Here is a 14,957-nt window from a genome sequence, read left to right on the forward strand (position 1 = left end):
TTTTAACTCAAAAAATGTTAGGATACCACTGCCTGGAATCTGCATTAAATTTTAAACATCTTTAAAAAAGTCCTTAAGTTTTGCGACGATATTACGATATATAGAATAGGAGGAACAATCGTGCTAGTGTTAGGAAGAAAACCTGGCGAATATGTGATGATTGGTGACGACATCATGGTCAAAGTTGTCAGAAGTGACACAGGTAATTTAAGACTCGCAATTGATGCCCCTGAAACCACAACAATTACACGTGGAGAATTATATCAAAATCAAAATAACTCTCTCACGATGAATACGCACCAAAGCCATATCAATGGCTAATAGCATACGTAATTAAATAACATTGCATGGACGAGCAAATAAGCCAAATCACCCTTACAGGACGTAGGGAAGGTTTGGAATATTTGCTCGTTTTTTTTATTGACCTAATTTATAGGAATCAAGGAGGAGAAAATCGTGCTAGTATTAGGAAGAAAGCCTGGCGAATATGTCATGATCGGCGATGTTATGGTTAAAGTTGTCAGGAGTAACTCAGGTGATTTAAGACTCGCAATTGATGCCCCTAAAAGCGTAACGATCACACGTGGAGAGTTGTACGAAAGTCAAAAGAATTCTCTCACGACTAATATGCAGTAATGCTATCTTAACGACACATTGTATGAACCCAATTTAATACAAGTACAGGGACGAGCAAAAAAACCAAGTAACTCTTACAGGACGTAGGGGATAAATTTGGGATAGTTTGCTCGTTTTTTTATTTATTCATACAATCAAGGAGGAGTGAATTATGCTGGTGTTAGGCAGGAAGCCAGGCGAATACGTGATGATTGGCGACGATATCATGGTCAAAGTCATTGAAAGTGACTTAGGAGATTTGAGATTAGCAATTGATGCCCCTAAAACCACACCTATTATACGTGGAGAATTGTATGAAGAACAAAACAAGCCTCCCGAGACCAATTAGGTGAAGTATATCAAATTTTGCAAAGAGACCCTTTAATAATACTTCAAGGACGATTACCTTTGCTGATTCCTAGCAGGACGCTGGGTTAAATGCAGCAGAGCAATCGTCCTTTTTTCTATAGTTAAGCATCTTCTTATGGTAATAAGCCGAGTGGCCATGAGGCTTGTTATATAAATATGTGAACACGGATGTTCACATAAATAAAAAATACACGGAGGTTTTAATTATGATTATCAATACTAATATGGCGTCCCTCAACACCTTACGTCAGTTGGGTATCAATGAGAAGAATACCCAGAGCGCCTTGGCAAAATTGTCCTCAGGTCTTCGCATAAACACTGCAGCTGACGATGCAGCAGGTCTAGCGATCTCCGAAAAAATGCGTGGTCAGATTGCTGGTTTGAACAAAGCTACTAGCAATGCTCAAGATGGTATTTCCCTAGTATCCACTGCAGAAGGTTCACTGAATGAGACCACTAGCATCCTTCAACGTATGCGCGAATTGGCTGTTCAGGGTTCTAATGATACCAACACTACGAGCGACCGTACTGCAATCCAAACTGAGATGAATCAGTTAACCTCTGAAATCAACCGGATCGGTAATACCACTGAGTTCAATACCCAGAAATTGCTCAAAGGTACCAATGCAGCGGCAGTGACCACTGCTCAAACCACAAATACTAATGTTGATGGTGTGACTGGCATTGCTGCAGGCGCAACCGATGCTATGGTAGTCAATGCAAAGAGTGTTGTGGCGATAGCTTCTACCGGCTCAGTGCAGGGTAATACTGCCGCTGCCACCGGTAAAGTCGGCTCTACGGATATCACAACGGCGAGCGTGAAAGGTGCTACCGCTTCGACTACGCTCCAGGGACTTACTTTTACCTCAATTACCAAAAACGATAAATCTGTAAATGGGGTAACGGTTAAGATTAACCAATTGGCAAACGCAACTGGAATTGGCAGTTCCGTAGACATTACTGGTTCTGGTGCTACTGCTGTAATCAACTTTAATATTGGTACTGGTACGGATGGCAAATCCCTCTTTACTGGTTCTAACCGTGGTGAATTGTCCAATTATCTCACCAGTATCACAGGTGGCTCAGGTTATGCTGGTTCAGGAGTGACAATTGCTCCTCCAGGTGCTGGTTCTGCAGAAAAACTGGTTGGTATGTCAGATGCTACGAAAGTAGCCGCTGCCTCAACAATTTCCAGTAGCAGCTTGTCTGGTGGTATAACCGAAGTAAAAGGTGTTAGTACGTTCTCTATTACCAGTGCCATCAAAGAAGCTGGCGATACGATTAATGTCGGTGGCAAAACCTTTACAGCGGTAGCAGGCACTGCGGATGCTTCCAAAGGTGAATTCAATGTTGATAAAACTGCAGCTGCAGTTGTTGCAGGAGCAGGCGCTGCGGCAACAACAGACGTTTCCGCTGCTACAGGAAATCAAATTGATATTGCAATTGGTGGCACAACTTATACCTTGAATAATACGGCAATTACGGGATATGGTGACGGTGTTGGAAAAACTAATGCAGATGTAGCGACGTTAATTGGTAGCGCTGCAAATGGTACAGCTAAACTTTCAGATGTGGCTAATGTAACTGTTGACACTAGTGGAAAAATTAATATCACTGCCAAAACTGCTGGATCTGCTGTTGCTGCACCTGTAGTTTCGGTAACAGGTAGTGCAGCCTCGACTTTAACTGGATTTGCTGTTTCTGCTAATGTTGGAACCGCTGGAACCGATCCCGATCTAGGAAGCGCGGCAGTTGTTGCTGCAGCAGGTGATAGAACAATAGCGACAGATATGACTGGAGTAACAACTGATGGACAGATAGACATCGCATTTGGTGTAACGACTTATACTATCGATCATACCGCTCTATCAGGATATGGCGATGGTTCTTCGGCAGCTGCTAGTGATCTGACTGATCTATTTGATAATGCATCTGATGGCGGTACTGGTAAACTTTCAGACGTTGCTAACGTAACTATATCTGGTAATAAAGTTACTATAACAGCCAAGACCAATGCTTTACTCGGCGCAGCACCTACAGTTACTGTATCAGGTACTAGTTCAACTGAAACAGATTCGATTACAGCTTTAACTGGATTTGCTTTGGGTTCTACTCCTGGCACTGATGGTACCGATATTGATGCAGGAACTGCGGGAGTTGTTGCTGCAGCCAGTGATAGGGTGTCAGCTACAAATACGGGCGCCACATTAGCAGGTAATGAAAATATAAAAATCAACCTAGGTGGAACGGATTATAATGTGGATCATAACGCTCTAGCAGCGTATGACGGCTCCGTAAAAGATGATGCTGCGCTGATTGCATTAATTGGTGCTGCAAAAACTGCTGGCAATGTTGCTCTTTCAACCGTTGCAAATGTAACTATAGCTTCTAATAAACTTACGATCACAGACAAAACAAATAACGCAGCCCACGGTGTTCCTACAGTTACTTTATCTGGTACGAATGCAGCTAACCTTGCAACTTTAACCGGATTTGCCGCTCCAGTCACTGGAACCGCTGGTACAGATACTAGCAGTGCTGCTGAGCAGGCAAAAAATTTACTGATGGCTATCAATGCCGATACTGATTTAAGCAAACATTTTAGTGCTACTGTGGCGAATGGCAAAATCACCATGACCGAAAAAACTAACCAAGCAACTGGTACGGCATTATCCACTGTTACTACTGCCGGTGCTGGAGCCAATGACAAACTAGATATTACTGACACAAGCGGTAAGAATTTGAGCCAAATTACCATTGTCAAAGGTTCTCTTGCCGCTGGTACTGCAGCTGTAACATCAGCCGTAGATTCTATGACCTTGACGTCTGGAACAAAAAGCACCGAGTTAAATGGTATAAAGCTGTCCTTTTCAGGTTTAACATCAGGGACTTCAACGAGTTTGACGTCTTCGTGGGATGCAGCAGCACAAACCTTAAATATAACCGGTAGTATTGCTGATGCAGAAACTGATGCTAATTTTGGAGCTGCTGTTTTGGCTACGGCAAAGACTGGTTTGACTGACGCTGGCTTCCAAGGTGGGGCTGCACTTACTCTGACTCCTGGTACTGCCGGTACCGGTGCTGGTGGTAGTGCTACTTTGATTGCTACAGCTATGAACGGAAATAGTATGACATTTTCTGGTGGCGTAAAAGACGTTGTGGCTGATACCTTGACCGTCGATCAAAAAGACGGCAACCTAACGATCTACTTGGCTAACACCACAGCAAGCAATAATACTGCTGCTAAGATTCAGACCGCCGTGCAAGCGTTAGGCACCGTCAAGACTGCAAATGGCGATGTAGACTTTAGCAAATATCAGTTCAAGGCTGAAGGCAATTGGGATACCAAAGCAACAGGCGAAGATATTGTAAAAGCTAACACCACCTTGGTAGGTGGTACCACAGAAGTCAAAGGTGACTACAGCTTTGACATCGCCAAGGCGTTTGACGTTGGTGACCTAGTGAATGTTAAGGGTCAAATCTTCACTGCAGTCGCTGGTAATGCCGTTGGTTCTAAAAACGAGTTCGATGTCTCTGGTGGCGATATTGACAACCAGGCAATCAGCTTACGCAATGCTATTAGTTTAAACAGCACCTTGAGTGCTACCTATAATGTCAGTGGCACAGGCGCTAACGTTGACTTGAAGGAAATTACGGCAACTGGAACTGACCTGAAAACTACTGACCTTGCAGTAAAAGGGACTGGAACAGCCGGGCAATACGCCGTTGATGTTAGTAGTCTGATGACCAATGGTGCGTCCTTTGAACTGGATGGTCAGAAAATTAGCGTTTCCAACAAAGCCGCCAATGTGGGCTATGCTAATGGTACGGCAATTAAAGTGGCTGCAACCGTGGCCGATCAGACGAAGGCTTTGGCGGATGCCATCAACACCAACGCCACCCTTAAAGTCAATTATACCGCATCGGTTGATTCCACCAGCGGCAACCTGGTACTCACACAAACTGCCTTTGGAGCCAGCTCGACCGCACCTCAGGTATCGACGACGACTTCAACTTCCGGCGACTTTATTGCCAAATTGCAAATTGGAGCAAACACTGGTCAAACAATGACCCTTGACGTTGCTGATATGAGATCCGTGGCACTTGGCATCTCCGGCGATGGCACGGCAAGTACCGTCGCAGCGCAAAATGGCACCATTGCCTCGTATGTGGCAACAGCCAACGTAAGCAATGGTACCGACAATACCAATGTCGAATTTGCACTGGACATCTCTACCGCTGACAAAGCAACAGCAGCCATCAGTGTTATCGATGACGCCACCGCCGCAGTATCTGCTGAGCGCTCTAAGCTCGGTGCTTACCAGAACCGTCTCGAACACACCATCAATAACCTTGGCACTTCTTCCCAGAACATTACCACAGCTGAGGCCAACATCCGCGATGTAGATATGGCCAAAGAAATGACCAACTTCCAAAAGAACAACATTCTCCAACAGGCTGCACAAGCTATGCTGGCGCAAGCTAACCAACAGCCTCAAGGCGTTCTCCAATTACTGAGATAATTGGCTTAGCGTCCTGGCTAGCAATTGATGCCCAATCGTCACGCTCAAGAGCCAGAGATCTACTTCTCTGGCTCTTCTCTAAATTGAGGGATGTGTGGTATCATTAGACGACTAGTAGTCAGGCATTGCAAAGGAGCCAGCTGTGACCGATGAAAACTATTTGATCCGAAAACTAGAATGGGTGAAGTACAGACTCGAAATGTTAAATCAAATTGATGAGAAGTTGGTTGAAATGAGACAACTGGCCGAAGGTGCCCGAGATAACAAGCTAAGCGGTAAACAAATCAAGGTAATTAATACCAGACTGCACAGATGCCAACAAGAAGTTAGCGAAATGGATGAACAAAGCAGAACTTTTTGGCTAGACTTTCAGTGATCTCCAGTGGGAATGATTCACTTTAAGATTTGACTTTTTGGTAGTAAATCTAACGAAGGAGTGATTGAAATGGATATAGCAGCTATGTCAGTCGTGCTCAGTCAAGGCAAAGTTCAGCAACAAGCAGGCATATCGGTCATGAAAATGGCGATGGGCGTTGAAGCGACTAAAGGTGACTCAATTGCATCTCTAGTAAGTGGAACAACTAAGACCATGGAAACGTCCGTTCAGCCAAACTTGGGTGCTAATCTTGATATACAAGCCTAAGGAACAGCCGCTAGTTTAGGATCATACCTAGCTAGTGGCTTTATTATTCTTGGCGACCTGTATCATTGCGAACTGCCACGCAAAAAAACACGTTTTTAGTAGTTTACACTAAAGCTTAGTAGCACTTCTTACGATACATATAGTAGAGTAAATCAATCAGAGGTGTTCGATTTGGATATAAGCGCACTAAAGACTTCCGTAGGTTTTGGTGACTCTGCCAATATAGAGCAGACGGTTCCCCGTACACAGTTCGTTATTAATGTTCCAACTGCGACTACGGGTAACGTTACGGATAAACTAGTGACTGCACCCATTGACGACAAAGTCAATAAAAAGCCAGTCAATTTGCATGATGTAACCCAGATAACGGAATCGATAAATCGGTTTATTGAAGCAATGGATGCCAATATTAGATTCACAGTCCATCAAAAGACAAACGAACTTATGGTACAAGTCATTGACCAAACTAATAATAAAGTTCTAAAAGAGTTTCCGCCCCATGAATTTCTCGATACGATGGCTGCGATTCGGGAATATGTCGGGATACTACTTGATAAAAAGATATAGTGATGGATTTTTGATAGGAGGTCTGAAATATGTCATCGATAGGAGGAACTTATGGACTGTCTGGTTCGGGCATGGATATTGATTCTATCGTAAAAAAGCTAATGGCTGGACAGCAAACAAAAGACGATGCGTTGGTGCAAAAGAAGACGGTATTGCAATGGCAAAAAACTGCCTATAATACGGTGTATGATGATATTAGCACGTTTCGTAATACGGTATTTAATTATAAACTCGAGGGGACTTTAAATCCGAATAAGGTTTCTTCCAATAACATGTCTGTAGTCACTGCGACAGCTAATGCTGGTGCAGTGGATGTAAATCATTCCTTGGTGGTTGCGCAGTTAGCCAGTGGAGTGAACTTGACGAGTACTAGTAGCATCACCCCTACTGGAGCGGATAAGAAGACACTTGCCACACAGTTGGGTGTAACAAGTTCTTTTGCTATTAATATTGGGAACGGTTCGGCTAGCAAGGCTATTACCATTACGCCTACCGAGAGTATTAATGATGTTGTCAGTGCGATAAATAGTGCTGGTGTTAACGTGCAAGCAAGTTATGATAGCACCTTAGACCGGTTTTTCCTTTCGACAACCAATTTAGGATCTACTACGGGGATTAGTATTAGTAGTACTGTTACTACTGGAACCCCTGATGCAGGGGCCGATTTTATCAGGAAACTTAATCTATTTCCTAATGCTGCTCCTGATTCCACAACTAACACTGGAGGTTTCACTACCGCCGACGATACTACTGCTAATACAACTACCACTACGTTTTCTAGTCCTACCGGTCTAGATGCGGAATTTAAACTAGACGGGGTTCATTTAACCGAAGCTAGTAATACATTTAATATCTCCGGCGTGACGTACAGTATAACAGGCGTATCGCCTAACGTGGGGGCGGGCAATATCGAAGATAAGTTGTCTGCGGGACAAGCGACTAGTGTGAGTGTGACAAACGATGTCGACAAAGCGGTGGACAATATCCAATCCTTAGTTGATTCCTATAATAAGATTTTGGCTGAGGTTAATGGCAAGGTAAAGGAGACGCGCTACACTGACTACCCCCCCCTTACGGATACTCAGAAGGCAGCTATGAAAGATGCAGATATTACTCTCTGGAATACCAAGGCACAGAGCGGGATGCTTCACAGTGATGCGACCTTGACGAGCCTTGTGAACGCCATGCGAAATGCATTTTCTAGCCCTGTCTCTGGCATTACTGGCACCTATAATAGTGCGTCCTCAATCGGTATTACCACTGGCGACTATACCGAGGGCGGTAAATTATACTTGAATACGGATAAATTGCGGACCGCGTTAAACGCGAATCCGAATGTACTGAATCAGCTATTTGGCGCTGCTGGTACAACAACAACAATTAATGGTAAAACGACTACCGACAGTAAAAGTCAGGGGATCGCAGGGCGGCTGTATGATGGCATTAAGAACACAATGGATCAATTGAACCAAATAGCGGGTACTACTGCTAATTCCCAATATGATACCAATAGCAATTTTGCTAAAAAAATTATTGCCTACAATACGCAGATCAGCAATGCTACAAACAGGTTCAATACGATGCAGAGTGCTTATTATAAGCAGTATAATGCTATGGAAGTAGCGTTGTCGGCATTGAGCTCCCAGAGTAGTTGGTTATCATCGCAATTGGGTACCAGTAGTACTGGCTAATAATACAGGAAATCATAGGGAGGGTTTATCTTGATGAATTCGCAGATGGCAAATGCTTATAAAAATCAACAGGTTATGACGGCTCCACCGGAACAATTGACCTTATTGCTCTATAATGGAGCGCTACGGTTTCTGAATGAAAGCATTTTGGCGATGGAGCAGGGGGATATACAAAAATCCCACAATGCCAATATGCGTGTACAGGACATCGTTCGTGAATTTGTACTCACGTTGGATATGAGCTATGAACTTTCGAAAAACTGGGCACAGCTTTATGAATACACGGAACACTGCCTTATTCAAGGCAATATTAAGAAAGATGTGGCACAGTTGCAACAGGCTAAAGGCGTGTTAGAGGAACTGAGGGATGCTTGGGTAGGCGCCATGAAACAAACTCATGTGGCCCGGGCAATGGCTAAGTAATGGTAGGCGAGACAGCACAAGGTTTGTGGGAGAATTACCGGTTTTTGACGAAAGAAATGATGAAATTTCTGACTAAGCAGGATATGAATCTTTTTTATGACCTGCTGAATCAAAGGGAGCGGTTGCAGACCCTCATTGAACAGACTGATGATGATGGTTTCAAAGTCTCGCCAGTAGGACAGAGCTTGCTTACCGAAATCCAGAAAGATAGTGAATGCATCATCCATAATTTGCAAGTTCGCCTCCACAGTAGCAAGCGGCAACATCAGGTATCAGAAGCTTATAGTGCTACGAGCACTACGGCCGTTAGCGAGATGAATTGGAAACGATAATTGGTAGACTATCCTCGACTTTCTATGTGAAGGTCGGGGATGTTTTTCTAGAAGAGAAGAGTGGGGATTCCATGAAAATAAGCCTATGCATGATAGTGAAGAATGAAGAAGATGTTCTTCAACAAAGTTTGAACAAGGTTGGTCGTTATGTCGATGAAATCATTGTTGTAGACACTGGTTCAACCGATCGTACCAAAGAAATAGCGCTGACATTTACTGAAAAGGTCTATGATTTTACATGGTGTGATGATTTTTCTGCTGCCAGGAACTTTTCATTAGAGAAAGCGTCTTGCGATTGGGTGCTTGTTTTGGATGCTGATGAAGTCATAACTAATTTCAACGTTGGACATTTCTGGAACGTTATAAAGAGCGATAAGTCCGTTGTTGGACGAATTAGACTGATCGATATTGTATCCGATGCGACGGGAGAGAAACGCTGTACGGAGAGAATCAGTCGCTTATTTAATCGAAGATTATTTCATTATGAAGGGATTATCCATGAACAGATTGTCAAAAAAGACGGAAACTCCTTTAATACTGTTCCGGTGGAGATTACGGTAGAACATAGTGGTTACACCCAGGAAGTTATTCAACGCACAGATAAAATCGCCAGAAATATCACGTTGCTGGAACAGGCATTGGAGAAAAATCCCGAGGATGCTTATATGCTTTATCAATTAGCCAAAACATATTATATGGCTAAGAGTTACAAAGATGCTGTGTATTGCTTTAAACGAGCGTTAGCCTTGCCGCTAGATTTTTCACTTGAATATGTGAAAAATCTGGTTGAAACGTACGGATATGCTTTAATTAATAGCGGAAGTTATGGAGAAGCAATGTGTCTCAAAAACTATGAGAAGTATTACGCTAGTTCAACGGATTATCAATTTTTGATGGCTCTTATCTCTATGAATAACGGGAGATTTTCTCAGGCAATCGAACAATTTATGCGGTGCATCGATAATAAAGAAGGAAAGGTAGAAGGAACTAATTCCTATTTGCCGAAGTTTAACATTGCCGTTATATATGAGTGTTTGGGATACCGGGCTGAAGCGGTTAGGTATTATGAGAAATGCGAAAACTATCCAGCAGCTCTTAAGCGTCTGAGGGAAATTTAGTACTCGTTGGGAAGAACTATCGTTGATGAATCTTTAAAGTTATGAAGCTCAATCTTCGATATATAAAGTGTAATCATTCTCCTATTAGATACCACTGAATTTAATCTTATCAATTATTAGGCATGAGGTTAGGAGGAATCTTCGATGGTCAATCCCATTCAACCGAATACTCAGTCCACCACGATCCCAGTGGATGCCTTTCCAGGTCAAAAGCTGGAAAGGTCCCAAGATACACCGCGTCAGGTTGTCGATCGTAAGCAGGAAATTCCCTCGGCCCGTGAAGAAATTCCACGTGAAGAAGTAGAAAAAGCTACGGAAAAGCTCAATCGACTTATGGGAATTATCGATAAACGTTACGAATTCAGTATTCATGAAAGTTCTCACCGGCTTACGGTTAGGATCGTGGATCAACAAAGCGGGGAAGTACTGGATGAAATTCCATCGAAACGTGCTTTGGAGATTTTTGATTCTTTTAGCCAGATGGCAGGTTTATTGTTCGATAAACATATCTGAAAGAGTGAAGTGCTTTTAAAATGACGTTAAGAATTCAATATAGTTTGAAAAAACAACAGGATACTTTGTGTACTCTGTTGTTTTTTATTTTTGCCCGAAAGTCCTATCAAATTTTGTCGAATAACTATATACGCATTTACAACTTGATGCTAATATTAGGGAATAAGCTGAGAAGATTGTATATTCGTTTTCTTTGGAGGAATTTCACAAAAAATGGCGAATAACAAGACTGGAGCAATATGTCTATTCTTGGAATAAGCTGTACATAGGTTGTTCGATAATTCAAATACGTACCCTTAAGTGGTGAATTACAAAGTTGTATCATATAGTTTCTTAAGAAAAAGATTGGGGTGGCAAAGCATGAGCCAGGATGACGGTAAAAATCAGGGAGTAGATCTGGGGGAGTTCTTAGAGTTTTATTTGTTGGATTCCCAGGAACAGATTGAAAAACTCGGGGCGGGGCTCTTGCAACTGGAGAAAGAGGGAGGAAATATCGGGCTTATTAACGATCTTTTCCGCTCGGCTCACAGTTTGAAGGGGGCCTCGGGCACAATGGGGTTCACTCCTATAGTTGCGTTGACCCATGCGGCTGAGGATTTATTGGATCGTTTGCGGCAAGGTAAAATGGAAGTTTCTCTAGAAATGATTGATATTTTATTAGCAGTGACCGACAGGGTGAAAGTGATGCTGGCTCAAGTGGAGCAGCGTCTGGAGATTTCTGTTGAGTATGAAGATGTAGTTTCCTCCATGAAGGGGTTATTAAATGGAGAGAAACCTGCTGAATCCGTGAGTCCACAGCTTGTAAAGGGAAACGAAGATGTGGTAGATGATTTTGTCCCGCTAGACTTTGTCTTATCTCAGTCAGAACGTGAAAAAGTAAACAATGCTTACATTATGGGGTATGGAATCTATCAAGTGGATGTGAGACTGGCGCCTAATACGATTATGAAAGCCGTTCGTGCAGTGATGGCGACCCAGCGGCTTGAGGGTATGGGCACGGTGATTAAGCTTTATCCGAGTGTTGAAGATCTGGAAGTCGGGAATGCCGAGGGCTTCTCCTTACTTGTACTATGTAATGAGTCCATTGAAGAAATGCACAGGGAATTATTAGAAATATCTGAGTTGGTAGATGTTGCTATTCACCCTTACCCAGAGGGCGAAGGGCTGGTTGAAGAGGTAGCTGCGGGTGCGACTGTGGTTATTGATGAACCCATTTTAGATCAGGAAATATCCCCTAGCTTCCAATCCTTTTCCGATAAAATAGCTGAGGTTCAACCTAAAGCGATAAGCACAACGTCTACGGCACCGGCTATCGAAGTCGTTAGCGGGGAAGGTAACACGCAAGTACATACGATTCGGGTCGATACGGCCCGGATGGATAATCTTATCAATCTCGTCGGGGAAATGGTCATTACCCGAACCCGCTTGGTACAAATCGGACTGGATCTAAAGGCCCAGTACACTACGGATAATATGGTCAATAATTTAAACGAGGCCAATGTTTACTTGGGTCGCTTAATGAATGATCTTCAAGAGAGTGTCATGCGTCTGCGAATGGTGGCGATTGGAACTGTTTTTAGTCGATTCCCCCGTTTGGTCCGCGATCTCGCTAAGAAAACTGGGAAAGAGATAGAACTTGTCTTAAAAGGTGAAGACACTGAACTAGATAAAACGGTCGTCGAAGTTATCGGGGATCCCTTAATGCATCTCATACGGAATTCAGTGGATCACGGGGTGGAGTCTCCGGAAGAGCGTCGCGCGGCGGGTAAACCGGATCGTGGTACGATTACGCTGGACGCCTATCATGAAGGAAATCATATTGCGATTCTCATTTCAGATGACGGGGCAGGGTTGGACCTTGATAAAATCCGGAAAATTGCAGTTTCCAAGGGCCTAGTCGGTGATAAAGAGGAACTCTCTGAACGCGATATTGCTAACCTTATTTTCTTGCCAGGTTTTAGCACGGCAGATAAGGTGACTGATATCTCGGGTCGGGGTGTTGGAATGGATGTTGTGAAAAAGGCCTTGAATAATCTTGGGGGCATGGTGGATATCACGACCAATAAGGGTAAAGGTACAACCTTTACTATCCGGTTGCCTCTAACTTTAGCGATCATTCAAGCTCTGCTCGTGGAGGTTGGGAAAGAAATTTATGCAGTTCCACTCTCTTCGGTGTTGGAGACCCTTCTCGTCAATCGAACGGATATTAAAACGGTCGGCGGTTTGCCGATGGTTCAACTACGCGGGAATACGTTACCCCTGATTTCGTTACAAGAAAAATTTGGTCTTGCAGCTCCAGAAACGGCCAGTAGTGAGGTCTTTGTCGTGGTCGTGGGCTTTGGAGATAAAGCCCTGGGGCTTATTGTGGATGAACTGCGTGGACAACAAGAAGTTGTCATTAAGTCGTTGGGCGATTTTCTGAATAATCTCCCTGGTATTGCTGGTGCTACGATTCTCGGAGACGGCAAAGTCACGTTGATTCTTGACATAGGATCATTGATTCAAGACGTGTTGGTTATGCGCAAAGGCTAGATAGAGAGTATCTATTATGAGGAGGATTTAACTATGGCGGAAGAACAATTAGTTACCTTTAGCTTAGGGTCTGAAGAATTTGGCGTCGATATTATGCGTGTTCAAGAGATTATTCGCATCCCACCCATTACTCGTGTGCCAAAAGCCCCGAGCTATGTCGAGGGTGTTATTAACTTGCGTGGGAACGTGATTCCTGTCATCAGTTTGCGTAGCCGTTTTAGTATGCCTCGAGTCGATGAAACTGATCTCAGCAGAATCATTGTTTTGCAAGTTCAGAATAAAGTCTTTGGTATTAGGGTGGATGCGGTAACCGAAGTCTTACGCTTACAGAGCGAAGCCATTGAACCCCCGCCACCGATTGCCTTAGGTATGGACTCTCAGTTTATACGCGGAGTGGGAAAAATCGGCGAGCGTCTCCTTATCCTATTAGAACTTGACCAGATAATGGGCGGAGAGATGAGCCATGAGTTCAGCGCTTAAGCCGCCGATCGGGGTTCTAATCGTGGATGATTCTCCCTTTATGCGTTTGACCTTACAGAAAATCCTTAGTCAGGATCCGAGTATTAAGGTTTTGGATACGGCTCGGGATGGACGTGAAGGGATTCTCAAACTCCAGTCCCTTCGCCCTCAAGTCGTGACGATGGACGTGGAAATGCCGGTTATGAACGGACTTCAAGCTTTGGAAGAAATCATGCGTTGGCAGCCTACCCCGGTGATCATCTTGAGCTCGGTGACGACTGAAGGTGCGCAAGCAACGCTAAAAGCTCTTGATCTAGGGGCCTTTGATGTTGTGGCGAAACCGTCAGGCAACCCAGGAGCGGATTTACAGGCGCTTTCTCGCGATTTAGTGGATAAGGTGAAAGCTGCTGCGGGTGTTAATCCTGCGCGACTTGGGCGTAAGGGATTAACCTCAATGGTTGCTTCCTCGACATCGGGTGCTATGGGAACAACGGGCGTTGGAGGGACGACCAAGATCGCTGCGCCAACGTCCATTGGCCAGAGCCCTCGCCTTCCTGGCACAGGAAGGATGGGCTTGTTGCCCAAGCATGCGGTCGAGATAGTGGCTATCGGAACTTCCACGGGTGGGCCGTCTGCTTTACAAGCAGTTTTACCCGCTCTCCCGGCCAATTTTCCTGTTCCAGTGCTCGTTGCACAGCACATGCCTCCGGGGTTTACTGGGCCGCTTGCCCAGCGATTAAATGGGCTCTGTCCGTTAAATGTTCGAGAAGGTATCCATGGAGAAGTATTGAAAGCTGGAACTGTATATGTTGCTCCAGCAGGAAAACAGCTACAGGTTCAGCGCAAGCCGGGGCAGTTGATCCTTCACATTGGAGACGAAGCACCCATCCCCACGCTTTACCATCCTTCTGTGGACGTCATGTTTCTTTCCTTAGCAAAGGTCGTTGGTAAAGGAACCCTTGGAGTGGTGATGACCGGAATGGGAAGTGACGGTACGAAGGGTATGAAGGAAGTTAAGGCTTCAGATGGGTTTGCGATAGCCGAGTCGGAAGAGACCTGCGTGGTCTATGGAATGCCAAGATCCCTGGTGGATGCTGGTCTCGCTGACCGGGTCGTACCGCTGGGGGAGATTGGGCGAACCATTGTAGAGTGTGTCATGAGGAGGGGATAGA

The 14,957-nt window shown here is 44.3% G+C and carries 15 protein-coding genes; all 15 read left to right on the top strand.

Annotated features, from left to right (window positions below; all coding sequences use genetic code 11):
* Positions 1–120: 120 nt before the first annotated feature.
* Positions 121–321 carry a carbon storage regulator gene (locus tag E4K68_RS10470; protein WP_135378875.1) on the top strand — a complete coding sequence of 67 codons (201 nt, stop codon included), beginning with the start codon at positions 121–123 and terminating at the stop codon, positions 319–321.
* 135 nt (positions 322–456) lie between these two features.
* Positions 457–636, top strand: coding sequence for a carbon storage regulator (locus E4K68_RS10475; RefSeq protein WP_135378876.1), 180 nt, complete (start codon positions 457–459; stop codon positions 634–636).
* Positions 637–787: 151 nt separating this feature from the next.
* Entirely contained in the window at positions 788–964 is a 177-nt protein-coding gene (locus tag E4K68_RS10480; protein WP_135378877.1) for a carbon storage regulator, read from the top strand.
* Between the two features lie 244 nt (positions 965–1,208).
* Positions 1,209–5,507, top strand: coding sequence for a flagellin (locus E4K68_RS21650; protein ID WP_348982856.1), 4,299 nt, complete (start codon positions 1,209–1,211; stop codon positions 5,505–5,507).
* A 142-nt stretch (positions 5,508–5,649) separates the two neighbouring features.
* Complete coding sequence (locus tag E4K68_RS10495; RefSeq protein WP_135378878.1) at positions 5,650–5,883, top strand: hypothetical protein; 234 nt, start codon at positions 5,650–5,652, stop codon at positions 5,881–5,883.
* 69 nt (positions 5,884–5,952) lie between these two features.
* Positions 5,953–6,150, top strand: a complete 198-nt coding sequence (locus E4K68_RS10500; protein WP_135378879.1) for a YjfB family protein — start codon at positions 5,953–5,955, stop codon at positions 6,148–6,150.
* 162 nt (positions 6,151–6,312) lie between these two features.
* Positions 6,313–6,717, top strand: a complete 405-nt coding sequence (locus tag E4K68_RS10505) for a flagellar protein FlaG (protein ID WP_243450336.1) — start codon at positions 6,313–6,315, stop codon at positions 6,715–6,717.
* A 29-nt stretch (positions 6,718–6,746) separates the two neighbouring features.
* Positions 6,747–8,408, top strand: coding sequence for a flagellar filament capping protein FliD (fliD, locus tag E4K68_RS10510; protein WP_135378881.1), 1,662 nt, complete (start codon positions 6,747–6,749; stop codon positions 8,406–8,408).
* 30 nt (positions 8,409–8,438) lie between these two features.
* A complete protein-coding gene (fliS, locus tag E4K68_RS10515) occupies positions 8,439–8,831 on the top strand; it encodes a flagellar export chaperone FliS (protein WP_135378882.1) in 393 nt (130 codons plus the stop codon).
* Positions 8,831–9,163, top strand: coding sequence for a hypothetical protein (locus E4K68_RS10520; RefSeq protein WP_135378883.1), 333 nt, complete (start codon positions 8,831–8,833; stop codon positions 9,161–9,163). The genes fliS and E4K68_RS10520 overlap by 1 nt, the downstream gene beginning before the upstream one ends.
* A gap of 89 nt (positions 9,164–9,252) precedes the next feature.
* Positions 9,253–10,281, top strand: coding sequence for a glycosyltransferase (locus E4K68_RS10525; protein WP_243450337.1), 1,029 nt, complete (start codon positions 9,253–9,255; stop codon positions 10,279–10,281).
* Positions 10,282–10,425: 144 nt separating this feature from the next.
* Positions 10,426–10,794 carry a flagellar protein FlaG gene (locus tag E4K68_RS10530; protein WP_135378884.1) on the top strand — a complete coding sequence of 123 codons (369 nt, stop codon included), beginning with the start codon at positions 10,426–10,428 and terminating at the stop codon, positions 10,792–10,794.
* Positions 10,795–11,154: 360 nt separating this feature from the next.
* The gene (locus E4K68_RS10535; RefSeq protein ID WP_135378885.1) at positions 11,155–13,326 is read left to right on the top strand and encodes a chemotaxis protein CheA; all 2,172 of its coding nucleotides are present in this window, start codon (positions 11,155–11,157) and stop codon (positions 13,324–13,326) included.
* A gap of 33 nt (positions 13,327–13,359) precedes the next feature.
* Complete coding sequence (locus E4K68_RS10540; protein ID WP_135378886.1) at positions 13,360–13,806, top strand: chemotaxis protein CheW; 447 nt, start codon at positions 13,360–13,362, stop codon at positions 13,804–13,806.
* Positions 13,790–14,956, top strand: a complete 1,167-nt coding sequence (locus tag E4K68_RS10545) for a chemotaxis response regulator protein-glutamate methylesterase (RefSeq protein ID WP_135378887.1) — start codon at positions 13,790–13,792, stop codon at positions 14,954–14,956. The genes E4K68_RS10540 and E4K68_RS10545 overlap by 17 nt, the downstream gene beginning before the upstream one ends.
* The last annotated feature ends 1 nt before the right edge of the window (position 14,957 follow it).

Origin of the sequence: Desulfosporosinus sp. Sb-LF, from assembly GCF_004766055.1 — a bacterium.
In the GTDB taxonomy this organism is placed as follows: Bacteria; Bacillota; Desulfitobacteriia; order Desulfitobacteriales; family Desulfitobacteriaceae; genus Desulfosporosinus.